18 protein-coding genes are annotated in these 26,007 nt (G+C 57.0%); 15 read left to right on the top strand and 3 right to left on the bottom strand.

What is annotated here, in order from left to right; all coding sequences use genetic code 11:
- Positions 1-62 precede the first annotated feature (62 nt).
- A complete protein-coding gene (locus VGM48_RS23060) occupies positions 63-1,181 on the bottom strand; it encodes an AI-2E family transporter (RefSeq protein ID WP_331582973.1) in 1,119 nt (372 codons plus the stop codon).
- Positions 1,182-1,311: 130 nt separating this feature from the next.
- Here VGM48_RS23060 and VGM48_RS23055 point away from each other — a divergent pair, with 130 nt between their 5' ends.
- The 11 genes from VGM48_RS23055 (at position 1,312) to VGM48_RS23005 (ending at position 15,974) form a co-directional block, all read left to right on the top strand.
- Positions 1,312-2,055 (top strand): hypothetical protein, encoded by a 744-nt coding sequence (locus VGM48_RS23055; protein WP_331582970.1) that lies wholly within the window; start codon positions 1,312-1,314, stop codon positions 2,053-2,055.
- Between the two features lie 69 nt (positions 2,056-2,124).
- The gene (locus tag VGM48_RS23050) at positions 2,125-3,489 is read left to right on the top strand and encodes an APC family permease (RefSeq protein ID WP_331582968.1); all 1,365 of its coding nucleotides are present in this window, start codon (positions 2,125-2,127) and stop codon (positions 3,487-3,489) included.
- A gap of 16 nt (positions 3,490-3,505) precedes the next feature.
- A complete protein-coding gene (locus VGM48_RS23045; protein ID WP_331582966.1) occupies positions 3,506-4,084 on the top strand; it encodes a TetR/AcrR family transcriptional regulator in 579 nt (192 codons plus the stop codon).
- A 17-nt stretch (positions 4,085-4,101) separates the two neighbouring features.
- Positions 4,102-4,650, top strand: coding sequence for a Crp/Fnr family transcriptional regulator (locus VGM48_RS23040; protein ID WP_331582964.1), 549 nt, complete (start codon positions 4,102-4,104; stop codon positions 4,648-4,650).
- A 228-nt stretch (positions 4,651-4,878) separates the two neighbouring features.
- On the top strand, positions 4,879-5,322 hold the full coding sequence (locus VGM48_RS23035; RefSeq protein ID WP_331582961.1) for a carboxymuconolactone decarboxylase family protein: 444 nt from the start codon (positions 4,879-4,881) through the stop codon (positions 5,320-5,322).
- 56 nt (positions 5,323-5,378) lie between these two features.
- Positions 5,379-6,764, top strand: coding sequence for an amidohydrolase family protein (locus tag VGM48_RS23030; RefSeq protein ID WP_331582959.1), 1,386 nt, complete (start codon positions 5,379-5,381; stop codon positions 6,762-6,764).
- Positions 6,765-6,781: 17 nt separating this feature from the next.
- Positions 6,782-7,726 (top strand): AraC family transcriptional regulator, encoded by a 945-nt coding sequence (locus VGM48_RS23025; RefSeq protein ID WP_331582957.1) that lies wholly within the window; start codon positions 6,782-6,784, stop codon positions 7,724-7,726.
- Between the two features lie 50 nt (positions 7,727-7,776).
- Positions 7,777-8,229 (top strand): SRPBCC family protein, encoded by a 453-nt coding sequence (locus VGM48_RS23020; protein ID WP_331582955.1) that lies wholly within the window; start codon positions 7,777-7,779, stop codon positions 8,227-8,229.
- Between the two features lie 99 nt (positions 8,230-8,328).
- Positions 8,329-11,064 carry an ABC transporter permease gene (locus VGM48_RS23015; protein ID WP_331582952.1) on the top strand — a complete coding sequence of 912 codons (2,736 nt, stop codon included), beginning with the start codon at positions 8,329-8,331 and terminating at the stop codon, positions 11,062-11,064.
- A gap of 47 nt (positions 11,065-11,111) precedes the next feature.
- The gene (locus tag VGM48_RS23010; RefSeq protein WP_331582950.1) at positions 11,112-13,499 is read left to right on the top strand and encodes an ABC transporter permease; all 2,388 of its coding nucleotides are present in this window, start codon (positions 11,112-11,114) and stop codon (positions 13,497-13,499) included.
- 111 nt (positions 13,500-13,610) lie between these two features.
- On the top strand, positions 13,611-15,974 hold the full coding sequence (locus VGM48_RS23005; RefSeq protein ID WP_331582948.1) for an ABC transporter permease: 2,364 nt from the start codon (positions 13,611-13,613) through the stop codon (positions 15,972-15,974).
- A gap of 69 nt (positions 15,975-16,043) precedes the next feature.
- Here the strand turns inward: VGM48_RS23005 and VGM48_RS23000 are convergent, their stop codons facing one another.
- Positions 16,044-16,895 carry a methylated-DNA--[protein]-cysteine S-methyltransferase gene (locus tag VGM48_RS23000; protein ID WP_331582945.1) on the bottom strand — a complete coding sequence of 284 codons (852 nt, stop codon included), beginning with the start codon at positions 16,893-16,895 and terminating at the stop codon, positions 16,044-16,046.
- A 219-nt stretch (positions 16,896-17,114) separates the two neighbouring features.
- Here VGM48_RS23000 and VGM48_RS22995 point away from each other — a divergent pair, with 219 nt between their 5' ends.
- Entirely contained in the window at positions 17,115-19,526 is a 2,412-nt protein-coding gene (locus tag VGM48_RS22995; protein ID WP_331582943.1) for an ABC transporter permease, read from the top strand.
- Positions 19,527-19,570: 44 nt separating this feature from the next.
- Here VGM48_RS22995 and VGM48_RS22990 read toward each other — a convergent pair whose 3' ends face one another.
- Positions 19,571-19,780, bottom strand: a complete 210-nt coding sequence (locus VGM48_RS22990) for a hypothetical protein (RefSeq protein ID WP_331582941.1) — start codon at positions 19,778-19,780, stop codon at positions 19,571-19,573.
- A gap of 240 nt (positions 19,781-20,020) precedes the next feature.
- Here VGM48_RS22990 and VGM48_RS22985 point away from each other — a divergent pair, with 240 nt between their 5' ends.
- From VGM48_RS22985 to VGM48_RS22975, 3 genes are all read left to right on the top strand, one after another.
- The gene (locus VGM48_RS22985; RefSeq protein WP_331582939.1) at positions 20,021-22,435 is read left to right on the top strand and encodes an ABC transporter permease; all 2,415 of its coding nucleotides are present in this window, start codon (positions 20,021-20,023) and stop codon (positions 22,433-22,435) included.
- 134 nt (positions 22,436-22,569) lie between these two features.
- Positions 22,570-24,939, top strand: a complete 2,370-nt coding sequence (locus VGM48_RS22980) for an ABC transporter permease (protein WP_331582937.1) — start codon at positions 22,570-22,572, stop codon at positions 24,937-24,939.
- Positions 24,940-25,017: 78 nt separating this feature from the next.
- A complete protein-coding gene (locus tag VGM48_RS22975; RefSeq protein ID WP_331582935.1) occupies positions 25,018-26,001 on the top strand; it encodes an ankyrin repeat domain-containing protein in 984 nt (327 codons plus the stop codon).
- Positions 26,002-26,007: the final 6 nt, after the last annotated feature.

The raw sequence follows: 26,007 nt of genomic DNA, 5'->3' as shown, positions 1-26,007 counted from the left end.
CGCAAACTCCGGATCGGATTCACCATCGCGGAGCCCCGGCGCATGGCCCCGAACGATCCTTTTTATTCAGCCGATGGTCTGTCCGTTTTCGATACAGCTGCCGTCCGCTTACCCGGTATCCTCCCCGTTCGCAACTTTCGCGTCGCCTGGTTGTCCCCCAGCAGCCGCCCCCAGGGCTTCATCTCCGGTATCCGGTCGAAGATGATCTTCAGCACCCCGATAAACGGGATCGACAGGAACATTCCCGACAACCCCCACACCGCTCCGCCTAATAACACCACGACGATGGAGATCAGCGCATTGATCTTCACCTTCGCCGAGACGATATAGGGAATAAAAAAGTGGTTGTCCGCAAACTGGATGATCATATAGGAAACACACACCCATATCTGCGTGCTGAACCCATCCTTCACGATCGTCGCCACCAACACCGGCAGCAAGGTCGACAGGATCCCGCCAAAGAAGGGCAGCACATTCAATATCGCCCCCAGGACGCCCAGCAACACCGCATACGGCACTCCCAGGATCAGCAGGGCCAGTGTATTCAGACTCGCCACGATCAACCCCTCGATCAGCAGTCCATACATATAGCTTTGGATCGCTCCCCGCGTCTGCCGCAACACCGTTCTCACCTCCTCTTCGTTCTCCTTCGCAAAAATGTCATAAAGAAAATTCAAGATGAGGGTCTTATAATATACCAGCAGAAACGTATAGACCGGCAGCAAAAAAGCCGTCGTCAGCGTCCCGAACACGGACCCCAGCAGCCGCCCGACCAACGGCTTGATACCGGCTTTCGCCTCCACGATATACTGGTTCTGCTTCGCCAGCGGGATCTTCCGGGCCAGGTCCTGCTGGAGCTTTGACACCAGGGCTTGTGTTTTCTGTTCCAAAGCCGGCAATTGCGACGTAAAATGCATCATCTGGGTGGCCAGGAAATACCAGACGCCGCCGATGACGACAATGGCCACCAGCAAGGCGATCAGGATCGCGGCCACCCGCGGTATCCGCCAGATCATCAGCCGGTCGACCAATGGGTTCAGGAGGATCGCAAGAAACAAGGCAAATGAAAAAGGGATCAGGATATCCCGCAAGTCCGCCAGGGCATAGGAAAAAAGGATCAGCCCGAAGAGGATGATCGTGGCCCGGACATAAAAGGGGTATTTCCTTGGTACAGTAGGCATATCTTCTCCTATGCCTAGCCCGTGCCGCGGAACCGGGCGGAGCCGTTCGCATGCGAAAACATGCGGAAATTGGATTATTGGTTATCTTACAACCCAGGCTGCCGGCGTAAAGGCAGCCCCATTACCCAATATGAGTAGATTATTCCTCATCGCGTTTATCGCTATCCTCGCAACCTCTACCGCGGAGGCCCAGACAACCGCCCAACTCTCGGGTAGGGACATCGTAAAGAAAATGCACGACCGCTACGCCGGCAAATGGTATCATAGCTTCACTTTCAACCAAACCACCGAGGTATACCGCAACGATTCGCTGCGATCGACCCAAACCTGGTACGAGTTCATCCGGTTCCCCGAACGGTTTCGCATGGACTTCGGCGCGGCCGACAGCGGCAACGCCGCCATTTTCCGCCGGGACTCCTGCTACCGCTTTCGCGGCGGCAAACTCCGCAGCACCACCATCAACAACAACGAAGGCCTCATCTTCCTCCTGGGCGGGATGTTCTTCTACCCGCTCGCCCAAACCTATACCATTTTCGACTCGCTCCACTACGATCTGCGCAAGGGCCATGAAGACACCTGGAAAGGCCGGCCCGTCTATGTCATCGGCGCCAACAAAGGCGAGGACGGCATCAATCAGCTTTGGATCGACCGGGAGAATCTCTATCTCGTCCGCCTGATAAAGGCCGACCCTTCCTCCAAGCTTGAAGCCCTCTTCGAAGACTGGAAACCCGCCGGCGGCGGCTGGCTGGAAACCAAATGCAGCTTCTACGTCAACGGCAAGCTGGCGCAGGTGGAGACTTATCATGACTATAAGACCAACGTCTCGCTCGAAGACCGCATCTTCGACCCGGCTAATCTGGCGAGGACGCACTGACGCCGCTGACCCGATAGACCGGAACCGCCTCCACTTTGCCTGTTCGCGCTAAATCCGTTATTTTTATCCATGCCCGCAAAACGAGCCCCTGGCAAACTGCGGTTGCTCCATCTGGCAGCCATCATCTTCTTTACCGTCTCGGGAGGTCCCTATGGGCTCGAGCAGCTTTTCGACCTTGTCGGCAACGATGGGGCCCTCTTCCTCCTGCTCCTGACTCCCCTCCTCTGGGATGTTCCTACGATTCTCACCGTGCTGGAGCTCAACAGCCTCATGCCCATCACCGGCGGGTATTATCAATGGGTGAAACATGCCCTCGGCATCCGCTGGGCTTTCTTTGAGGGTTGGTGGACCTGGCTCTACACCTTTTGCGACCTGGCTATTTACCCCGTTCTTTTCATTGGCTATGCCGCCTATTTCGTCCCGGAGATCGCCCACTACAAGATCCCCATCTGTCTGGCCATCATCTGGTCTTCGGCGATCCTGAATATCATCGGGATCATCCCCGTTGGCCGGGCCTCCCTGATCCTCGGCGTCGTCGTTCTGATCCCGTTCATCGTTCTCTTCGGGCTTGCCTATTTCCATCCTGCGGCACTTCCGCTGACGAACAATGCCGGCGGCACGACGGTTCATGGTTATGGCTTCCATTCCATCTCCCTTGCCCTCTACACCGTCATGTGGAACTTCATCGGCTGGGACAACGCCACCACGTATGCCGGAGAGGTCGCCCGCCCCGTCCGCTCCTATATCATCTCCATCGGTATAGCCTTTTGTCTCGTCATCGGAATCTATACCCTGTCGGCCCTTTCTGTCGCGCGTACCGGCATCGATCACAAGACCCTCCTCGACGGCGGCTTTCCGGTGTTGGGTGAATTACTTGGCGGTCGTGGATTGGGGATGCTCATCGCCGCGGGCGGTATGGCCAGTACTCTCGGCCTTTATTCCGCCGTCCTGCTCTCCGTTTCCCGGGTTCCCCAGGTCATGGCCGATGACCAACTGCTGCCGTCCTGGCTCTGTAGGCTCCACTCCCGGTTCAAGACGCCTTATATCTCCATCATTGCGTCGTCGGCCGTCGTCAGTATTCTGGTGTTATTCACCTTCTCCGACCTGGTGGTCATGGATATTATCCTTTATGGCGCCGGCCTGTCCCTTGAGTTCATCGCGCTTTTCATGCTGCGGATCAGAGAACCCGATCGCCCGAGGCCCTTTCGCATCCCCCTCGGCAAGACCGGTCTGGCCCTTATGCTCCTGCTCCCCATCGGCATCTATGTCTTCGCCCTCACCGGCGTCATCACTACCAGCACCACCGGATCCTGGTCATCGGCGGACCCGGGTATGGCCCTTCCCATCGCCATTGCCCTGACGCTGCTTCTCTCCGCCGCACCCGCCTGGTGGCTCGTCCGCTGGACCTTAGGCCCGAAATTTGTAGATTTGTAGCCAACAAAAACCGATCATGCCGCGCACCAAATCATTCAACGAGGAGGACACCCTCGACAAGGCAAAGGAGGTCTTCTGGCAGAAAGGCTACAATGGCACTCCTCCCCAGGATATCCTCGAAGGCACCGGTCTCAGCCGTTCGAGTCTTTATGATACTTATGGCGACAAACGCACTCTTTTCATAAAGACCCTCAACCGCTACCGGCAATGTGAGACCGCCGGTGCCATCCAATACCTCGATGAGTCGGCTGATCCCGTCCAGGCCATCCGCCGGGTTTTTCAGGGCGCCTACGAGGCCCTGATGACCGAGCAGCCGCGCAGGGGCTGTCTCATGGTCAACACGCTCTCCGAGCTGGCACCGCATGATGAGGAGGTGGAATCGATCGTGCGGGAGAACCGCCAGGCCCTGGAAGATGCCTATATGCGGACGATAAAGCGCGGTCAGCGGCTTGGCCAGATCGCAAAGTCCCACCAGCCCCGCGCCCTTGCCCGTTACCTGCTGAACAGCCTGTGGGGCCTCACCACCAATCTCAAACTGGGCCTTGACAAAAAGGCCGCCGACGACATCGTCAGGATAACGCTATCCGTCTTATGACACCTCTTTTTGCCCACATGCGAAAAATCGTCGCCCTCGACGAGAATGAGGAAGCCATCCTCACCGCGGGACTGCGGTCAAAAAAGCTGAAGAAAAAGGAATTCCTGCTGAAGGAAGGACAGGTCTGCACTGCGAACTATTTCGTCTTGAAAGGGTGTCTCCGCATGTATTTCATCCGGGAAGACGGTGTCGAACAGATCATCCAGTTCGCCATCGAGAATTGGTGGATCACCGATTTCCAAAGCCTCGACTGGCAGCAACCCTCCCGCTTTTATATCCAGGCCATCGAAGGCGCCGAGGTCGCCATCCTCGACCGTACGCATCTCCCCGCGCTCTGCGCCCGCCTGCCCCAGCTCGATCACTATCTCCGCCTCATCGTCCAACGCGCTTTCGCCGCTGCCCAGCAAAAGCTCTTCCTCATCCACACCCTCTCCGGCGAGGAACGCTATCATCATTTCAACGACAACTTCCCCCAGTTCATCCAGCGCATTCCGCAATATATGATCGCCTCCTACCTCGGCTTCACCCCCGAATTCGTCAGCAAGATCAAGACCCGCCGCAAATAGCGGGGCGTCCTATCCCCTGAGAGGATACTTCAAATAAATGATCAACGCCGCCATCAAAAAATTACCCATCAAAAACGTTCTCGGGAATAAAATAAGCAGCGCGCTTGCGACGGTCAGCACCCCATTAATGATCCGAACTATCATAAGCAGTCATTTTCTTAATCATGATTATTTTTTCGCGGCTCGGGTCGCCCCAACTTTGTTTCGTAAAAAAACAAAACACAAGCTATGTCCACAAGGATCAAACTCGGCAAAGCCGACCCCAACGCTTACAAAGCGATCATCGCCTTCGACAAATATCTCGAAACGTCCCGGCTGTCCGTCACGCACAAAGACCTCATAAAGATACGCGCTTCCCAGATGAATGGCTGTTCTTACTGCATCGATAAACATACAAAGGAAGCCCGCGCCATCGGCGAGACCGAGCAACGTATCTATGCCCTCAGCGCCTGGCGGGAAACCCCCTTCTTCACGCCGGAAGAACGCGCCATTCTTGCCCTCACCGAAGAGGTAACCCTCATCAGCAACCAGGTCTCCGATAAAACATACAACGAAGCCGCCGCGCTCTTCGATGAAGAATACCTCGGCCAGCTGCTGCTTGCCGCCATCATCATCAACGCCTGGAACCGGATCGGCATCGCTACCGGCATGAGCCCGGCCATTAACGGCTGATTAACACCCAGCCATACCCAATCCTGTCGTACCTTGCGGTCAGAACCAGACATTCCATGAAAGCGATCACCACTCTCGTAAACAAGGTCCTCATCGCCACGGCGATCTTTCTGACCTCAACCATTAACGGCAACGCGCAGCAAACGACGATCCTTACCAATGCCACCATCATCGATGGGACGGGGAAGCCTCCGCAGCCCAACATGGCCATGATCATCGAGGACGGCCGTATCGAAAAGATCACCCGCGGCAAGATCGCCGTTCCCGATGGCGCCGTACAGGTGGATATGACCGGTAAATATCTGATGCCGCAGCTGATCAGCTGTCACAGCCATGTCGGCAACGTCCGCGATACCGTCGCCTCTTCGGCCAACTATACCCGGGCGAACGTCCTGCGGCAGCTGAAACAATACGAAGACTACGGGGTAGGGGCCATCCTCTCGATGGGAACGGAGCAACCCCTTGGTATCTCCATCCGTGAAGACTCCCGCGCCGGGCTGATCCCCGGCGCGACCCTATATTCCGCCATCTTCGGCTTTGGAGTAAAAGGCGCCATGCCTCCCGAAGCCGCGGGCTTCTCCGCCATCTACCGGCCCGGGACCCCCGAAGAGGCGGCACACGATGTCGACGAACTGGCCACCTGGCACCCCGATGTCGTAAAGATCTGGGTGGATAATTACTACGGCCAGTTTCAAACCTCCATGAAAGAAGAGGTCTACACCGCGATCATCCGGGAAGCGCACAAACGTGGTATCCGCGTCGCCGCCCATGTCTATCATCTCGCCGACGCGCGCAAACTCGTCGCTGCCGGTCTCGATATCATCGCCCACAGCATCCGGGACGGCGAGATCGACGACGCCCTCATCGAAGAGATGAAGGCCAAACACGTCGCGTATATCCCAACCCTTTCCCTGGACGATTTCGCGACCGCCTATCTCGACGACCCCGCCTGGCTCAACGACCCCTTCTTCCGCAACTCACTCGAACCCGGGGTCTACCGGATGATCACCAGCCCGGCCTATAAGGAAAAGCTCCGCAAGAGTCCCGTGACCCCACAGGAAAAAGAGGCGCTGAGATATGCATTGATCAACCTCCGCAAACTCTACAAGGCGGGCATCCTCGTAGCCATGGGCACCGACTCCGGCGCAACGCCCATCCGGGCGCAGGGTTTCTCCGAGCATCTGGAGCTTGAACTCATGGTCCAGGCCGGGCTCACCCCGCTGGAAGCCATCAAGGTCGCGACCTTCAACAGCGCCCGGCTGCTCCGGATCGATGCCGACCGCGGTACGCTGGAACCCGGCCGTCGCGCCAGCTTCCTGGTGCTCGACAAGGACCCCAGCGTCGACGTGCGCAACACCCGGACTCTCTCCGCCGTCTGGTCCGATGGTGTAAAGGTCAGCGATGGCCCTCTGTCGATCAACAAGACAACGGCCACCCGTTAACCCCCTATCTTTGCGTTATGGCGACGCCCCAGCGCATATCCACCGATGCCGGCACCCGCGACTCCCTAACCTGGGAATTCGACGGCATCCGGATGGGTCATGCCGTCTCCAATTTCAAGGCACTCACCAGCTTTACCGCCGGCAGCGCCGCCGCGGACGTCGTTCGTCTCCACATCGGCCTGAAAGGCAACTACAGCTTTCGCTATCACCAACTCAACACCGACTATCATCTTATCGGCGGTCACCACAACATCCTATATTCAAAAGACTTCGACATGACCGTCGAGAACCGTACCCTCACCCTCGAGACCTTCGGCATCCAATTCCCGCGCGAGACCTTTCTCCGGTTTACCCAAAACTCAACCGAACTCCTGAAAAAGTTCGCCGACCGGCTCATTTCCGGCACATCCGCCATCCTCTCCGATCAATGGGGCGCCGTCGACCCAGCGATCCAGCAAGTCGTCCAGCAGATTGTCAACAATCCCTACAAGGGCGACCTGCAACAGATCTTTTTTCTCAGCAAGAGTATCGAACTCCTTGTTCTCTCCGCAGAGTCCTGCCGTCTCGCCACCGAAAAGAAGGAAGCGCTCATCACCTCGCCGACAGACAAGGAGAAGATCCTCGCCGTCCGCGATCTTATCAACGAAAAACTCGATTGCCCGCCTAATTTGTCGACCATCTCCCGCACCGTCGGCCTCAACGAGTACAAACTAAAGCGCGGCTTCAAGGAGGTCTTCAACACCACCGTCTTTGGCTATCTCAGTGAACAACGCCTCCTGCTGGCCCGGCAATACCTCCTCGACACCCAACAGACGGCCGCCGAGATCGGCTACCAGTTGGGCTATTCCACTCCGCAGCACTTCAACAACGCCTTCAAGAAACGCTTCGGCATCCCGCCCGATACCATCAGACCGGACAGGGTCCGGCCTGGCGGCGAGGCAAAGCGCCGAAAAAATCCGTAAAATGCAATCCGCGGCGACAAACCCGCCGTACCATTGTAAAAAATAAGCATATGTCAAATTCCCTGATCGTTGAAAACGACATTACCATCGCCGCCCCTGCCGCAAAGGTCTGGGACGCGCTCACCCAACCCGAATGGACAAAACAATATATGTTCGGCTGCGTGCCTGTTACAGACTGGAAACCCGGCAGTCCCCTGCTTTGGAAGGGGACCTTCAATGAGGTGGAAATGGTAGCGGTAAAGGGTCATATTGTCAGTATCGACCCCGGTCGTGCCCTCGTCTATACGGTCATCGACCCGAACAACCCGGCCATCCCCGACCTGCCCGAAAACCATCTCACGGTTACCTGCCGCCTCACCGAAACCGGCGGCAAAACCCATCTCTTTGTCTCTCAAGGCGATTATAATACCGTCGCCGAAGGCGAAAGCCGCTACAAACATACAGTGGACGGCGGCGGCTGGAGCCCGATCCTCGACCAGATAAAGCAACTTCTCGAAAAATAACGCCCGGCCGTAATGGCAAAAAAATGACCGGCCCGCAGGGCCGGTCATTTTTTTCTACCGATTGCAACAATCCATCCGAAAATCCGATCTTTATCCCACATGAAGGAACTCTCCCGGATATGGATCCTGATGGCCCGCAAATTATCCGGCGAAGCCATGCCCGAGGAGATCGCTGAACTGGAACGCTTTCAGCAACAACACCCGGAACTGACCTACTCCCTCCAGATGACCGCCGATCTCTGGAAGTCCCAACACCCCGCCGAGGAAACAGCGGCCGAGGCGGACCAGGCCTTTAGCCGCCACCTGACCCGCATGGCCCTCCGCGATATTCAATCCACGGAGCCGGGCCCGGAAGCGGTCAGCCCGCCCATCCGGCGCGAAAAATTCAACCTCGCCCAAACCCGGGACCTCGTCGCCAACTATCTCACCACCACCGTTCGCAGCCTGCGCCGCAACAAAGGCTTCACCACCATCAACATTTCCGGCCTCGCCATCGGCCTGGCCAGCGCCATCGTCCTCCTCCTCTGGATCCGGAACGAAGTCTCTTTCGAACAGTTTCATACCAACCGCGACCGCGTCTATCTCGCCATGACCCGCGCGCCGCTGGATGGTCAGCTCGACGTCGACAACCACACTCCGATGGTCATGGCGAGCCAACTAAAAACCCACTACTCCAAACAAATAGAAGAAGCCGTTCGCATCAACTGGGTCGGCGCCTTTATCCTCTCAAACGCGGACAAACATATTCAGACCCAGGGCTATCTCTGTGACCCGGGCTTTTTCCGTCTCTTCACCTTCCCGCTGCTAAGGGGCAATCCGGCCACCGCCCTCAGTACCCCCCGCAGCGTCGTCCTCACCGAAAGGCTCGCAAAACGGCTCTTTGGCGACAGTGACGCCCTGGGCAGGACCCTCAGCGTCGACAGTACCGACAACTTCGTAGTTTCAGCTGTTGTGAAGAACCAGCCTTCCAACACCCAATTTCAATTCGACTACCTCATCCCCTGGTCCTATACAAAGGAGGTGCATTGGGAAGAAACCCTCTGGCAAAAACCGACCATCCTAACCTATGTGCTGCTGAGACCCGGCGTCACCGAGGACGCGGCCAACAAGGCCATGCGCATGGTCATCCACGATCATGCACAGGAGATCCCCGCGGAACTCTTCTTCCACCCGATGCGCAAATGGCATCTCTACAGTAATTTTATCGATGGCAAAGCCGCCGGCGGCGGGATCAACTTCGTCCGGATGCTCGCCGTCATCGCCGGCTTCATTCTCCTCATCGCCTGTATCAATTATATGAACCTGAGCACGGCCCGCAGCATTCGCCACGCCCGCGAGGTCGGTATCCGCAAGGTCATCGGATCGGGCCGGGCTTCCCTCATCGGCCGTTTCCTTGGCGAATCCCTTCTCCTTTCCCTGGTTGCAGGCGCCCTGGCATTAAGCATCGTCGTCATCGCCCTGCCCTGGTTCGATCATCTCGTAGGGACCGATCTCACCATCCCGTATGGCAACCCCTGGTTCTGGCTCGGCGGTCTCGGCTTTATCGTCTTCACCGGCCTGCTCGCCGGCAGCTACCCGGCTTTCTACCTCTCCGCCTTCCGTCCTGTCAATATCCTGCGCGGTCACTTCAAGACCATCCACTCCCGGAACTTCGTCGGAGCTGCTTCGGCACGCTCCTTCCTCGTTCGTAACCTTCGGTACTCCTCGGTTACCCCCCGGCGGATCCTGGTCGTCTTCCAGTTTGCCTTCGCCATCACCTTTATTATCTGTACGATCGTCATCTACCGCGAATTTGACTATGCGCTTAACCGCAAGTCAGGCTATGATATGAACGGCCTCGCGTTTGTCTTTGTCAAAGGCGATATCGCCAAAAACTATCCGGCCATCCGGGAAGAATTGCTCGCCACACACGCCGTCTCGACCCTTACCCGCACCGATGCCCCCATCTCCGAGATCTGGAGCTGGAATGACAACTACACCTGGCCCGGCAAGGACCCCACGGAAAGGACCGTCTTCATCCAATATCACACCGACCGCGCCTTCACCGGCACCATGGGGCTAAAGCTGATCGAGGGCCGCGACATCGACGTCGAAAGATATCCCCAAGACACCGCCGCCGTCCTCCTCAGCAAAGAGGCGGTCCAGCGCATGGGCTTCGCCAATCCGGTCGGCCAGACGATAAAGGATCATTCCCACACCTGGCATGTCGTGGGTGTGATCAACGACTTCGTAACGGGCAATGTCTTTAACCGCACCTATCCGACCATCATCCAGGGCACCCCCCCGCGGATACTCTATGGCACCCTCACCTTCCGCTTCGACGACCAGCAGAACCGCGCCGAAAGCGAGGCAAAACTCACCGCCATCCTGCGGAAATACAACCCCAACTACCCGCTGGAATTTTTTTATGTAGATAAATACCTGCTGGCAAAGGCACAGGGCGATGAACACTTTGGCACCCTCGCGGCCCTCTTCGCCGGCATGGCTATCTTCATCTCCTGTCTCGGCCTCTTTGGCCTTTCCGCCTATATGGCCGAATCCCGGCTCAAGGAAGTGGGCGTCCGCAAGGTCCTCGGCGCCTCGATCATGCGCATCACCGCGCTGCTGTCAAAAGATTTCCTAGTACTGGTCGTCATCGCCTTTATCATCGCCTCCCCGATAGCCTGGTGGTTCATGCGCCAATGGCTCGCCGGCATCCCCTATCATATCGGGATGAACTGGTGGATCTTCGCCCTCACGGGTGTCCTCTCGGTGATCATCGCCATCGGCAGCGTAGGGTATCAGGCCGTGCGCGCCGCCCTCACCAACCCCGTCCTCATCCTCCGCACCGACTGAGCTGTAATATTTCTCCCTTCCGCGCGACAAACAAAAAAACAACAACCATGGCCTGGTTAAAAATAGCTTTGCGCCATCACCGCGCCGGCCGCCTCTATACCCTCCTCAATCTCTCCGGTCTCGCCATCGGGATCACGGTAGCGCTGCTTATCGGCTGCTGGGTCCAGGACGAGCTGTCGTTCAACACCGTTCACCCCAACTATGACCGCATCGCCCGCGTCATGGACAACCAACCTGCCGACGGCGGCATCAACACCAGCAACCGCGTTCCCGTTCCTCTCGCCGCCGAACTTCGGGATCATTATGGTTCCGACTTCACCCACGTCGCCCTCTACTACCCCAACTTCCGCCATATCCTGACGGTGGATGAAAAGGCATCCCGCAAGTCCGTCGCGGCTGTCGGCTCCTGGGTTCAACCGGAGCTACCGGTAATGCTCAACCTTCCGATGCTCAGCGGCAACCGGCAAACCCTCACCCATCGTCAAAATACGATCATCTCGCGTTCCCTTGCCCACGCCCTCTTCGGCGCCGCCGACCCCATGGGCCGGACCATCCGCGTCGACAACAACATCGACGTCACCGTAGGCGGCGTCTTTGCCGACATCCCCGTTGGCTCCAGCTTTCATGAGGTCAATATCTTCCTCCCCTGGGACAAGGCCGTCGATGAAATGCCCTGGATGAAAGACTATACCAACGCCTGGGACGCCCCCGGGTTCAATATCTATGTCCAACTTGGCGAACACGCCGATATCAACCGCATCAACCGGAACATCAAAGGCCTCATGGCCGCGCATACCTCCAACAAAGCGGAAACCATCTTCCTGCAACCCATGCGGCAGTGGCATCTTTATGATGAATTCAGCAATGGCGTCGACGCCGGCGGCCGTATCCGTATCGTCCGGCTCTTCACCGGTATCGGCATCTTTGTGCTGCTGCTGGCCTGTATCAATTTTATGAACCTCACCACCGCCCGCAGTGAGAAACGGGCTAAAGAAGTGGGCATCCGCAAGACCTTAGGAACTCCAAAAGCCTCCCTCGTCACCCAGTTCCTCGGTGAAGCCCTGCTCATGACCCTCGCCGCCACCATCCTCGCACTCGGCATCGCCTGGCTCACGTTGCCTTTCTTCAACCGGCTTTCGGGAAAAACACTCTCCATTCCCTGGACCAACGCGGGCTTTAGCGCACTAGTCCTCGTGTTCATCCTCCTCACGGCGCTGCTTGCCGGCAGCTATCCCGCCTTTTATCTCTCGCGGTTCAAACCGGTAAGAGTGTTAAAGGGTGATCTTCGCTCCGGCCCCCTGGCCGCCCTGCCGCGCAAGATCCTCGTCGTGCTCCAATTCTCCGTCTCCATCAGCCTCATCATCGGCACCATTCTCGTCGGCCGCCAGATCGCCTTTGCAAAGGATCGCCCCGTGGGTTATACCCGCGCGGGGCTCATCAATATCGGGAAGAATACAAAGGACCTCTATGATGCAAACTATCAGGCGTTGCGCGACGACCTCCTGCGTACCGGGATGGTCGACAACATGGCCGAAGCCGCCGTCGCCCTGACCGAAGGCCCCGATGCGACGATCGGCGATCTCAGTTGGGAAGGGGCAGACCCTCATGCCAAACCCGCGTTTAGCTATCTCGGCGTTACCGCGGACTATGGCCGCACCATCGGCTGGCAACTCGCCGCCGGCCGCGACTTCGACCCGGCGCTGAAGACCGACACCAGCGCGGTGATCATCAACGAAAGCGCCGCAACGCTCATCGGCTTTCCCCAACCGATCGGCAGGCAACTCCGCCTTTGGGGGCAACCGCATACCATCATCGGTGTTGTCCGCAACCTGGTTATGAACTCGCCCTTCCAGAACGTTCCACCCGGCTGTTATTTTCTATCCTCCGACAAACAGGTAAACGACATCCTCCTCCGCATCCGGCCGGAGCGATCCATGCATACCGCCCTGGCGGCCATCGAAACCGTTTTTCGTAAATACAATCCCGAGAGCCCCTTTGACTATCGCTTTGTCGACACCGACTATGCGCAAAAATTTGCCGAGGAGGAGCGCGTCGCCGCCCTCGCCCGTACCTTTACGCTGCTCGCGATCTTCATCTCCTGTCTGGGACTCTTCGGTCTCGCCGCCTATAGCGCCGAACAACGCACAAAGGAGATCGGGGTGCGCAAGATCCTCGGCTCTTCCGTCTTTCAGATCTGGCGGCTGCTCACCGCGGACATCCTTCGGCTTGTCGCGATCTCCTGTGGTATCGCCATCCCGCTTGCCGGTATGTTTATGCGAAAATGGCTGACTGGGTATACTTATCGCATCCCTATCGGCTGGGATGTCTTCCTCCTCTCAGGCGGCATGGCGCTGATCATCGCGATTGCGACTGTCAGTTATCATGCGGTGCGGGCGGCATGCGCTAACCCTGTGCGGTCGCTGCGAAATCCCTGATCCGGACACTTCCTGTATCAAACCCGAACATTTTTTTGTCGTTCGGAGGATCAAAACCCATTGTTTGACAATTCGGTAGCATTCTGGCATCCTCTTCGCTATCTGTTTTCCATGCTAAAGAATTACCTCAAGATCGCCATTCGAAATTTACTCCGCAACAAAGGTTTCTCCGCTATCAATATAAGCGGTCTGGCCATCGGAATGGCCAGCGCCCTCCTGATCCTGCTCTGGGTGCATAACGAACTCAGCTTCGACCGCTGGTACCCTAAAACCTCCCGGCTTTACAAGCTCTACAACCGCGACAACTTCCAGGGCAGCCTGCAGGCCTGGCCGAACACGCCGAAGGTCCTTGCCCAATATGTCAAAAAAGACTTTGCCGCGGTAGAGGATGTCTCCCGGTATCGTTCGGTCAGGTATCTTCTCACGGTGGGTGACACCCGTCTCAATTCTGAAGGTGTTTGCGTAGACAGCGGCTTCCTGGCGATGTTCGGTCTCCCCATCGCACAGGGCGATGCCGTGCATGCCCTCAACACACCCAAAGGGATCGTTCTTACCCAGCATATGGCCAAAACCCTTTTCGGCAATGGAGACCCGATGGGCAAGACGGTCCGCGTAGATAGCAACAACAACTTCATCGTCACTGCCGTGGTAAAGGACCTGCCCGCCAATACCTCTTTAAGATTTGACTATCTGCTTCCCTGGTCCTTTATGATGCAGACCGGCACCGACAATGATGATTGGAGCACCAACTCCGTTTATACTTTTGTGCTGTTGAAGCCCGGCGCCTCGCAGGCAGTTTTCGACCGGCAGATAAAGAACATCGCCATCGAACACTCGGCTCATAAAGAGACGACCCAGGTCTTCTCCCAGCCGATGAGCCGGCTCCATCTTTATTCCAAGAACGAAAGTGGCGTCCTCGTCGGCGACAAGATCCATATCGTTCAGCTCTTCGCCCTGATCGCCGGCTTCATCCTGCTGATCGCCTGTATCAATTTTATGAACCTCTCTACTGCGCGCAGCGAAAAACGGGCGCGCGAGGTCGGCATCCGCAAAGTTGTCGGCGCTATTCGGGGCTATCTCATCGGGCAGTTCATCGGGGAAAGCATCTTCATTGCCACCCTCTCCTTTGGCCTGGCGCTCCTCCTCGCTCATCTCGCCCTCGACGGCTTCAACCAACTCGTCGGCGAACAGCTGGTCATAGAATTCGACAACCCGACCTGGTGGGCCTTTGCTATCGGATTTGTCGTCTTCACCGGTCTTCTCGCCGGAAGTTACCCGGCCTTCTACCTCTCGGGCTTCCAGCCGGTGAAAGTCCTCAAGGGCCCCTTTCGCAACGCCAACGCCCTCGTGTCCACCCGCAAGATACTGGTCGTCCTGCAGTTTACCTTCGCGATCATCCTGATCATCTCTACCCTCATCGTCCGCCGCCAGATCCAGTATGCGCAGGATCGCGACACCGGCTACAACCGCAGCCATCTCGTCTATACGGTGAATCAGGGCGAGATCGCGAAGCATTATGAGGCGATCAAACAGGACCTGCTGAGCAGCGGCGCGGTTCTAAGTATGACCAAATCGCTGAACCCCATCACCGAGCACTGGATCGATGGCTGGGGTTTCTCCTGGGAAGGCAGCACGGCTTCCGACAAACACATCGATTTCATCCATCTCAGCAGCGATGCCGATTTTCTCAAGACCATGGGCGCTTCCCTGGTTACCGGCCGCGATATCGATATCTATAAATATCCAACCGACTCCAGCGCCGTGCTGCTGAACGCGACAGCCGTCCGGACCATGCGCGTAAAGGATCCTATCGGCATGACGATCCGTTCAGAAGAAGGTCCCGTCTATCATGTGGTCGGCGTGATAAAGGACTTCATCCTCGAATCCCCTTACGAGAACATCACCCCGATGATCATCATGGGCAACCGCAACTTCTTCCAGGTGATTCACATGAAGCTCAACCCTGCCTGGCCTGTCGGCGCAAACCGGGCCGAGCTGGAAAAGGAGTTCAAACAATATAACCCGCAGTACCCCACGACCTTCAGCTTCGTCGATGAGTCTTATGCCGATAAATTCAAGGCCGAACAGCAGATCGGCGTCCTGGCCGCGCTTTTCGCCGGGCTCACCGTCTTCATCTCCTGCCTGGGCCTCTTTGCCCTGGCCGCGTACATGGCCGAGAACCGCATCCGCGAGATCGGCGTCCGCAAGGTCCTCGGTGCAAGCGTCACCGGGATCACCACGATGCTGGCGAAAGACTTCGTATGGCTTGTCCTCATCGCCTTCGTCATCGCCGCACCCGTATCCTGGCTGATCATGCACAACTGGCTCATCAATTATGACTACCGCATCCCCATCAGCTGGGACCTCTTTGTCCTTTCCGGCGGGCTGGCCCTCTTTATCGCCGTCGCAACCGTCAGCTTTCAGGCCATCCGCGCCGCCATCGCCAACCCGGTAAAGGCCCTCCGAAGCGAATAGCCCTCGGGGGCGAAAGCTATGATGCTCTGCCAAAAAACCCTATTTTGGCCCTATGAAACGATCGAGCCGTTACGCCACGCGCGTCTCCATCTGCGCGGCTTCCCAGCCGATGATGGCCTGCTTCCGCGTGCTGCCCCAATGATATTCTCCCGTCTGCCCGTCGCTGCGGATCACGCGGTGGCAGGGGATCAGGAAAGCCACGGGGTTGGCGCCCACCGCGGAACCCACCGCGCGCACCGCCTGCGGGTTGTGGATACTTCCTGCCACCTCCGAATAGGTCGTCAATCCACCCATCGGTACTTTTAACAGGGTCTCCCAAACTTTTATCTGGAAGGCCGTGCCCTTCAGGTGGAGTTTGATCTCCCGCGGCCGGCTCCAGTCCTGCGCGAAGATGGCCAGCGCCTCGTCCTGCCAGCCATCACCGGCTTTGTGGTACTGAGCGTTCCGGAACTGCTCCTTCAGCAGATCGAGCGATGCTGTCCGGTCCTCGTCGGCAAACGCGAGATAACAAACCCCCTTATGCGTGGAGGCGATAAGTAAAGATCCGAACGGACTCTCCGCGAACCGGTAGTTGATCGGCAGCTCTTCCCCGCCATTCTTATACTCACCCGGCGTCATCCCTTCGATCTTGATGAAGAGATCGTGCAGCCGTCCCGTTCCCGAAAGGCCTGCTTCGAAGGCCGCGTCTGAAAGAGTCGCCCCCGAACCCAGCACCTGTTTGGCATGTCCCAGCGTCAGGTATTGTAAGAATTGTTTTGGCGTCACCCCCGCCCACTCCTTGAACATTCTCTGGAAATGGAACGGACTCAGATGGACATGTTCCGCCACCTGCTCGAGTGAGGGCTGGTCTTTAAAATTGGCTTTGTAATAGCCGATCGCGTCGGCTATCCGGTTATAATTGATCGTTGCTTGTGTTTCCATGTTATTTTCTTTTTCTACCCCAAAATTACCCTGCTGACACAGCTCCCCAAACCCGGTTCTTGCGCTTCTGGAAATTAGCATTTTTCTGCCACCGGACAACCTGCGTATCAAAACCGGACACCGGTGCCCTGGAACCACCCCTTAACCATTTGATCAACAATCATCTGCAACCTTGGCATTCTTCTGGCACAAAACACCCCAACAGCCAAAACGATCCCCATGTTCAAAAGCTATTTCAAAACAGCTTTCCGCTTCCTGCTAAAGAATAAAACCTTTAGCGCCATCAACCTGATCGGTCTCGCCGCAGGCACCCTCTGCTGCCTGTACATCGTGCTCTATGTCGTCGACCAGTACAGCTACGACACCCAGCATAACGATGCGGCGCAGATCTATCGCGTCACCACCACCGTCGCCCAAAAAGGCGATCGCCACACCAACGCCACCACCTCTCCGCCGGTAGCCGCCGCCATGAAAAAGGAATTCGCCGAGGTCGCGACTTTCACCCGCGCCATTCCGACCCTGGGCGTCTCCCAGCACCTGCTTCAATACAAGAACCGGTCTTTTTATGAATCCGACGGCCTCTTCGTCGACTCCACCTTCTTCGATGTATTCACCTATCACTTTACAAACGGCAGGCCCGGCAATGTCCTCTCTCCCGCGTACTGCGTCGTGCTCAAAAAAGCCGTCGCCGACAAGCTCTTCGGCAGTGAAGACCCCATCGGCAAAACGATCGTCATCGATAACGCCTTTGGAAAGAACAACTTCACCGTCACCGGTGTCGTCGATGAAAGCCTCGGCAAATCTCACCTCGAAGCCAATATCTTTATCAAGATGAATCCCGGCGGCCTCGGGGGCGATCTGCTGGAGAACTCCCACTGGGCCATTAACAACTTCACCTGGAGCTACGTCAAGCTCCAGCCGAATGCCGATCCCGTACAACTGCAAAAGAAATTCGCTGCCATGCTCGCGAAATATGGCGGCCAGGAATTGAAGAGCCATGGCATGACCAAGGTCCTCAACCTCCAGCCTATCACCTCGATCCATACCACCGCAGGACTCGACATCGAACCGACCCCCGTAGCCAGCCCCACCTTCCTCGGCATCCTCATCCTTGTCGCCGCGCTTATCCAACTTATCGCCTGCATCAACTTCATGAACCTGTCCACCGCCCGCGCCTCCAACCGCGCCAAAGAAGTCGGTGTCCGCAAGATCGTCGGCGCCGGCCGCAGCAGCCTCGTCTGGCAATTCCTCGGTGAATCGTTCCTGCTCACCCTCATCGGCGTAGCCATCGCCCTGCCCCTGCTGGCCGCCTGCCTCCCCTGGCTTAACGAGATCACCCACAGCACGGTCAGCCTGAACCTCCTGAAAGGCACCGGCATCTGGCTCATGCTCGCGGGCATCGTCCTGGTCACCGGCCTGATCGCCGGCAGCTACCCCGCTTTCTATCTCTCCGCCTTCCAGGCGATAAAGGTTATAAAAGGGAATTTTACGAGTCAGATCTCCGCCACCGGTCTACGCCGTTCGCTGGTCGTTTTTCAATTCGTCCTCTCCATTGTTCTCATCAGCGGCATCATCGTTATCTACAGCCAGCTCAGTTATATAAAGACAAAAGACCTCGGTTTCAATGCCGATCAGGGTATCGTCATCGGCTTCCACCAGGACGAGACAAAAGCAAAAATGCCCCTTATCGCCGCCGAATTCCGCCGGCTTGCAAATGTCGGGGCTGTCAGCCAGACCAATGGGTGTCCCGGGCAGACCAACTATCATGACTGGGGCGTGTGGCTCGCCGGCGGCGATGAGGCCAACGGCATCCTTCAGGCCAATATCGCGTCCGACGAACATAGTCTCAAAGCGCTCGGGATCCAGCTCCTCAGCGGCCGCGATTTCCACTACCAGGACTCCGGTTCGGTCCTCATCAATGAGACCCTCGCCCGCCGGCTCAATCTCGATCCCACTAACGCCGCCGGCACCATGCTTTACAACGGCGACGGCCAGACCGTCAAGGTCGTCGGCGTCATGAAGGACTTCAACTACCAGTCCCTGAAGGCCGCTATCAATCCCTTCATGATCCTCTACAACCCCGCCAGCGGAGACATGGATCATCTTATCATTCGCGCGAAGACGACGGACTATCCCGCGCTTCTCCAACAAATGCAAGCCACCTGGAAAAAGATCCTGCCCTCGACACCATTCGACTATGCCTTTCTCGACGAACAGGTGCAAAAGCTTTATGAAGCGGATATTACACTCTCACATATCATCAATTCTTTTACCATCATGGCCATCCTCATCTCCACCCTCGGACTGTTTGGGCTGGCCGCCTTCAGCGCCGAACAGCGGCGCAAGGAGATCGGTATCCGTAAAGTATTGGGAGCAAATACGCCGGGACTCGTCCGGCTTCTGTCGCGCGATTTTCTGCGGCTCGTAGCCGTCGCGTTTTGTATTGCCGCACCCATCAGCTGGTGGGCTATGAATAAATGGCTCGCGGACTTTGCCTATCGCGTCACCCTTTCCTGGTGGATGTTCGCCCTCGCGGGTGCGCTGGCCATCGTCATCGCGATGGGTACGGTCAGCTTCCAGGCTATCAAGGCTGCGCTTGCCAACCCGATAAGGGCCCTTCGAAGCGAGTAACCGTGCGCCGAAATGCGTCGCTCTGCCGCGAACCGGCGGCGGCATTATTTATTGGCCTCAAGGGTCTTGCCCGAAACCTTTCTGCCCGGCAGCAGCCAGATGCCGGCAAAGAAAAGCACGGCCCCAAAAAATCCACAAACCAGCAATACATTGACGTCTTTGGAGTCCTCCACTGCATTCATAAAAAAAAGCGCCACCAGGAGGCCCAAAAACCCCAACGAAGACAGCGTTATTCCCAGAATCTTCCCTTCCATGATATTTAGTTTCTCTATCCTTTTCAATTATCATTCCACCCCCCAACCCCCAAAAGCCGTAACTTCCGGGAATGCGGGTAACTCCCATCATTATCATGCTTTTATCCGGGATCTGGGCCGATGCACAGCAACAGGATTCCCTATGGGTCCGCCGTAATTACACAAAGACGGAACAATATATCCCCATGCGCGACGGCATCCGGCTTTACACCGCGATGTTCCATAGTAAATCCGTATCTTTTGGTACAACTTCTCCCCATGATGAACAACTCCTTTCGTTCAGCCTGGCGCCACCTCCTCGCCCACCGGACCTTCACTCTTATCAATATTATCGGCCTGGCCATCGGCATCGCAGCCTGTATCCTCATCGGACTATCGGTATCCCACGAACGAAGCTTTGATGCCGATATCCCCAACATCGCCCATCTTTACCGGCTCAATGAATACGTCCATTATGACGGCACTCCACCCCAGGTCGCCGGCAACGTCGGCGCTCCTATTGCGCCTTTTCTAGCCGCCGACCACCCCGGGATCGAGGCCTTCGCCCGTGTTATCCCTTCCAGCTGGATCTATCCTTCGACCACGCTGGAAAAGGGGGGCAACAGTATAAAGACCGACGAGCTCGTCTGCACCGACACCGCCTTTGCCCGCCTCTTCGGTCTTCGCTTCCTCGAAGGCGACAAAGCAGACTATGCCCGCACCATCAATACCATCGTCCTTACCCGTTCGCTCGCCCATCGGCTTTTCGGCAGCGAAAGCGCTCTGCATAAGACCCTCCTGTTAAAGGTGGATGACACTATCCGTTACCCCGTCGCCGTCACCGGCGTGGTCGAAGACCTCCCCGCCACCTCGCATCTGCAAGCCGAGGCCATGATGCCCGTTCCAAAAAGCTTTGACACCGGCTGGGCCGGTAAGAACTGGGGAATGTTTGTCGCCGCCGCCTATGCCCGCGTCAAACCCGGTACCAACCCGGAGGACCTGCAGGCACAGCTGACCTCGGCGATCCACCAAAAGAACACCGGTATCGATATCCGTCTCCAGCCGGTGAGTGATCTGCACACCGGCTCGATCGACGTCAATTTCGATCACTTCAATTTTCAAAAGATCGACGGTAAGTACCTCCGCGTCTTTATCATCATCGGTCTCGCCATTTTTATCATCGCCTGCTGCAACTTCGTCAACCTCACCATCGCGCTGGCCGCCTATCGCGGTAAGGAGGTCGCCATGAAAAAGATCATGGGCGCCCGCCGGTCTCATCTTCTGTTCCAGGTCCTGACCGAAGCCTTTCTCTCTACGGCGATCGCCATCGGCCTCTCGGTGGGTCTTGTCGCCCTCTTTCTCCCCACGCTGAACAACCTGCTCGGCCGGGAACTGAGCTTCACCAGCCTCTGGCATTGGCCCATCATCGGCATCTATGGCGCGATCCTCCTTGCGACGACCCTCTTCGCCGGGCTCTATCCCGCGATCCTCATCGCTTCCGCCAGGGCCCAGCAGGCGCTGAGAAGCAAGGTCCTGCTCGGCGGCTCGCGCACTTCCCTCCGCAATATCCTTGTTACGGGCCAGTTCGCCATCGCCGTCATCTTTATCGTCTGCCTCATCGTTTTTGTGCGACAGCTGAACTATATGCAGAACAAGGACCTCGGTTATAGCCATGAGCAGATCTACAAGGTCAGGCTGGAAGGAAAGGACCAGGCAAAAGCCTATCTCTTCCGCAACGAGCTTGCCAGGGTTCCCGGGGTTAAAAGTGTTGCCGGTGGATTCTTTGAACTGGGTACCAGCGGTGGCATCTTCGGCGTCGATTATCTGAGCGCCGATGGCCAACAAAAACATGAGAGCTTCAATTTCGAGAACGGCACTCCCAACTATGTCAAATTCTTCGGGATGAAGATCGTCGCCGGCCGCGACTTCACCCCAGGCAAACCCCATAACGAGTACCTTATCAATGAGACCCTGGCAAAACATCTCGGCTATGCGGACCCGATTGGTAAACCCATCCATGTGTCCTCCTTCGATGCGGGTACCATCGTCGGCGTGGTAAAAGACTTCAACTTTAGTTCTCTCCACAAAAAGATCGAACCCCTGCTCATCGGCTCCATCGACTATGTTCCTTTGTGGCAACGGGAACTGTATCTGAAGGTGGCCACCGCCGATCTGCCTCAAACCCTAAAGGCCATCAACAGCACCCTCCAGTCCCTCTCGGCCGACGACAAGAGACTTACCGGCCAGTTCCTCGACGACCAGTTCCGCCAGCTCTATGCCGCCGACAAACAGGCCGGCTCGATGATCGCCGTCATCGGCACCCTGGCTGTCATCATCGCGGGTCTTGGCCTGTTCGGTCTCGCGGCGTTTATCATGGCGAAACGAACAAAAGAGATCAGCATCCGCAAAGTTCTTGGCGCTTCCGTCACCAACGTGGTCGGCCATCTGAGCAAAAGTTTTCTGGGGCTGGTGGTCATTGCCTTCTGCGTGGCGACCCCGATCACCTGGGTCCTCACCAACAGATGGCTCGAGGGCTTTGCCTACCGCATCGAGGTCCAATGGTGGATGTTTGTGCTTGCCGGCGTCCTCGCCGTGGGGATCGCCTTGCTGATCGTTGGCCTCCTGGCACTGCGGGCAGCAGTCGCTAACCCGGTAAGCAGCCTGAGGACCGAATAGGCGTCCCCCGGCGCGTACACCAACTGTATCGAAACCAACCACCCGTGCGGACCAGGCAATTCCAACTCAGTAAAAACCAGATGTTTGCAAAAGGGCATCCTTCTTGTTCAACACTCTCGCGAAAACCACCTGCAATGCTTAAAAACTTTTTCAAAATAACCCTCCGAACCCTCTGGCGGAGCAAGGACTTCTCCACCATCAACATCGTCGGCCTCGCCATCGGCATGGCGGCCGCCATGCTCATCGGCCTCTGGGTGAAAAACGAACTCAGCTACGATCGCTTCTACACCAACACCGACCGGACCTATCTTTTATATACCCGGGAGGACTATGGCGGTAGCCTCCAGGTCTGGCCACGGACTTCTTCGTTAATGGCGGCCGAACTGAGAACAAACTTTGCCGAGGTCCAGGACGCCGCCCGCTTCCGCAATGTCTACTTCCTCGTCACTCACGGTGACAAACACCTCAACCCCGGCGGCGCTTTCGCCGACTCGGGCTTTCTCCGGATATTCTCCTTTCCCATGCTGCAGGGCGATGCAAAAACCGCACTCAACACCGACAAGGGCATCGTCCTCACCGCCCGCCTGGCCCGGTCTCTTTTTGGTAACGAGGACCCCATGGGCAAGATCGTTCGTATCGACAGCACCGATATCTTCAGCGTTACCGGCGTGCTGAAGGACCTTCCCAACAACACGGACTTTTCCTTTCAATACCTCCTTCCCTGGACCTATGTCGATCACCTGAAATGGGACCCGTCCACCTGGAGCAGCACCTCTTCCCCCACCTATGTCCTGCTGAAACCCGGCGCCAAGCAAACCGCCTTCGATCAAAAAATAAAGCATCTCACGGCCAAACATATCACTGAGGGCAGGGGCCTCACCCGCGAGACCTTCACCCAGCCCATCAGTCGTCAGCATCTCTACAGTAAAGATGTCAATGGCCAACTCGTCACCGGTCAGATCGCCACGGTCCGGCTCTTCATCGTCATCGGCGTTTTCATCCTGCTCATCGCCTGCGTCAACTTTATGAACCTCTCCACGGCCCGCAGCGAGAAACGCGCAAAAGAAGTGGGCATCCGCAAGGTAGTCGGCGCCCGTAGGGCTTCTCTTGTCACGCAGTTCATCGGCGAAAGCACGTTGCTGGCGGCATTTGCCTTTGTGCTGGCCCTTGGCATCGTTCAACTCGGACTCAAGGCGTTTGATGAGATCATCAACACCCATCTCGCAATAAACTACGCCGACCCCCGCTTCTGGCTGGCAGCCGTCGTATTCATTCTCTTTACGGGCATCATCGCCGGCAGCTATCCGGCTTTCTTCCTCTCGGCCTCTCGGCCGATAAAGGTTCTGAAAGCATCCGCAAAGGCCGCCGGCGGCCGCCTTAGCCCGCGAAAGGTTCTTGTCGTGTTGCAGTTCACCTTTGCTGTCGTCCTCATCATCGGTACCATCGTCGTCAGGGATCAGCTCCGCTATGCCCGTGACCGGGATACGGGGTACGATCGCAATCGCCTCGTCTATGCCTTCAGTCAGGGCGGCAATATGACCCACTATGAAAGCATCAAACGCGATCTCCTTGCCAGTGGCGCGGCCGTTTCCGTTACCAGGACCTTCTCGCCGATGACAAGGGCATGGGGCTCCGTCGTGGACCTCTCCTGGCCCGGCAGTAAGCCCGATGACAAACGGCGCAGCTTCGTCCAGTTCGAGTCCGACGCCGACTTTGTCCGCACGACGGGTACAAAGCTGGTCCAGGGCCGCGATATCGATCTGAAAACCTATCCCACGGATAGCACGGCCCTTGTCGTCAACGAATCCGCAGTAAAAGCCATGCGCCTAAAGGACCCGATCGGCAAGATAGTGACCGATAAAGGCGGCAGTAACTATCATATCGTCGGCGTGGTAAAGGACTTTATCATCGAATCACCCTATGACCCGATTCAACCGATGCTTATCCAGGGATTGCAGACAAGCTATCCTGTTATCCATTTCCGGCTGAACCCTGCGGCCCCGATTGCGGACGACCTCGCAAAGGCCGAAAAAGTATTCAAACAGTACAACCCGCAATACCCCTTCGAATATTATTTCGTCGACGAGTACTATGATCAGAAATTCCGTGCGGAACAACGGGAGGGCACCCTTGGCTCCCTCTTTGCCCTACTCGCCGTCCTGATCTCCTGTCTTGGCCTCTTCGGACTCGCCACTTATATGGCGGAGAGCCGCCGCAAGGAGATCGGCATCCGCAAGGTCCTCGGTGCTTCGGTGGCGGGTATCGCCACCCTTATCTCCGCCGACTTCGTAAAGCTGGTGCTCATCTCGGTCGTCATTGCCACCCCTATTGCGGGCTATGCGATGCATGCCTGGTTACAGGGCTTCGACTATCGTATCGCGATCACGGGTTGGATCTTCCTGATCGCCGGACTGCTTGCCGTCAGCATCGCGCTGCTGACCGTCGGCTACCAGGCGATAAGAGCCGCGATCGCTAACCCGGTAAAGGCCCTGCGTAGTGAATAAATAGAAAAAGAAAAATTGCGATAGGCGATCCGGCGAATTTGTCGTATCTTTTAAGGACAAGATTGCTTTATGATTGCCTTGCCAAAACTCGTTCCCGCTACGGCGTGGAATGCTCTCTCCCTTGCTATCGCCCGCGGAGAAGCCAACCGTGTTCAGGAAATTATGGAAGAATACCGGCTTGACGTCAACGCCTGCGTCGACTCGTCCTCCTGGATGCCCATCCTGATGGAAGCCTTGCTCTCTTATGGCTTCCGAACGGAGGAAGAACGTCTCCCCGTCCTTCGATATCTGTTGAAACAAGGCGCTAACCCGAATATCATCTGCGCCCGTGGGTACAACTGTCTGCATATCGCCGCGCAGCAGGAAAGATATATCTATGCCCTCGATCTCATGCTCGACTATGATCCCGATGTCAACATCGGTGACTCGGACGGCTCGAACATAGCTTACTGGGCCGTTCAGGGCTGGTTCCTGCGTCGCGAGGGCGCCGACCGCGCCACCTATCTGCGCGTGCTGGAGAAGATCCTAAACCTTGGCGCCGATCTGGATCAGCAAAACCGCTATGGGATGAACACGCGGCGTTGGCTCGAAACCGCGTCGCCCGACGTTCAACAACTCGTTGCCCGCTGGGAGGCCGCAAGGCCAGCGGTGCATGCTGTCACTACCGTTCAACCCGTGTTTCCCACAAACCTTCGTTATCCCGATCTGGTGCGCGAGATCTGGGATCAGTTTGTTCCCGCCACCGGCGGTCCCGCCAAAACGGTCCAGGGTGAACTCCTTCGCGCTGTCGAGCATCTCCGCGACGAAGCGCGTCAACAGGAAACCAACGGCCGCCGCCTCCAGGGCTCTCATCGCAAAATGAACAAGAAGCAAGCCCTCTTTGTCCGGGATACCCTTCTCGCCTCCGGCCTCTTCGATTCCGCCGAAAGCGATCGCATCCGCACAGAGACCCAACGTCTCGCCAAGACTACGCATCCCCTGCCTCCCGATACGGTCTATGACGACCTTGTCGACAAGATCTGCGTTTTCTATTCGCGACATCCCGAACCCATCCCGCTCTAACTGCCG

Source organism: Puia sp., assembly GCF_036500295.1.
Classification (GTDB): Bacteria; Bacteroidota; Bacteroidia; order Chitinophagales; family Chitinophagaceae; genus Puia.
Note: the sequence above shows the minus strand (reverse complement) of the source record. Positions and strands in the feature narration are given on the sequence as shown.

What these genes read in the sequence shown, in the direction of transcription:
- VGM48_RS23060 (WP_331582973.1), bottom strand. Translation starts at nt 1,181, where the DNA reads ATGCCTACTGTACCAAGGAAATACCCCTTTTATGTCCGGGCCACGATC.
- VGM48_RS23055 (WP_331582970.1), top strand. Translation starts at nt 1,312, where the DNA reads ATGAGTAGATTATTCCTCATCGCGTTTATCGCTATCCTCGCAACCTCT.
- VGM48_RS23050 (WP_331582968.1), top strand. Translation starts at nt 2,125, where the DNA reads ATGCCCGCAAAACGAGCCCCTGGCAAACTGCGGTTGCTCCATCTGGCA.
- VGM48_RS23045 (WP_331582966.1), top strand. Translation starts at nt 3,506, where the DNA reads ATGCCGCGCACCAAATCATTCAACGAGGAGGACACCCTCGACAAGGCA.
- VGM48_RS23040 (WP_331582964.1), top strand. Translation starts at nt 4,102, where the DNA reads ATGCGAAAAATCGTCGCCCTCGACGAGAATGAGGAAGCCATCCTCACC.
- VGM48_RS23035 (WP_331582961.1), top strand. Translation starts at nt 4,879, where the DNA reads ATGTCCACAAGGATCAAACTCGGCAAAGCCGACCCCAACGCTTACAAA.
- VGM48_RS23030 (WP_331582959.1), top strand. Translation starts at nt 5,379, where the DNA reads ATGAAAGCGATCACCACTCTCGTAAACAAGGTCCTCATCGCCACGGCG.
- VGM48_RS23025 (WP_331582957.1), top strand. Translation starts at nt 6,782, where the DNA reads ATGGCGACGCCCCAGCGCATATCCACCGATGCCGGCACCCGCGACTCC.
- VGM48_RS23020 (WP_331582955.1), top strand. Translation starts at nt 7,777, where the DNA reads ATGTCAAATTCCCTGATCGTTGAAAACGACATTACCATCGCCGCCCCT.
- VGM48_RS23015 (WP_331582952.1), top strand. Translation starts at nt 8,329, where the DNA reads ATGAAGGAACTCTCCCGGATATGGATCCTGATGGCCCGCAAATTATCC.
- VGM48_RS23010 (WP_331582950.1), top strand. Translation starts at nt 11,112, where the DNA reads ATGGCCTGGTTAAAAATAGCTTTGCGCCATCACCGCGCCGGCCGCCTC.
- VGM48_RS23005 (WP_331582948.1), top strand. Translation starts at nt 13,611, where the DNA reads ATGCTAAAGAATTACCTCAAGATCGCCATTCGAAATTTACTCCGCAAC.
- VGM48_RS23000 (WP_331582945.1), bottom strand. Translation starts at nt 16,895, where the DNA reads ATGGAAACACAAGCAACGATCAATTATAACCGGATAGCCGACGCGATC.
- VGM48_RS22995 (WP_331582943.1), top strand. Translation starts at nt 17,115, where the DNA reads ATGTTCAAAAGCTATTTCAAAACAGCTTTCCGCTTCCTGCTAAAGAAT.
- VGM48_RS22990 (WP_331582941.1), bottom strand. Translation starts at nt 19,780, where the DNA reads ATGGAAGGGAAGATTCTGGGAATAACGCTGTCTTCGTTGGGGTTTTTG.
- VGM48_RS22980 (WP_331582937.1), top strand. Translation starts at nt 22,570, where the DNA reads ATGCTTAAAAACTTTTTCAAAATAACCCTCCGAACCCTCTGGCGGAGC.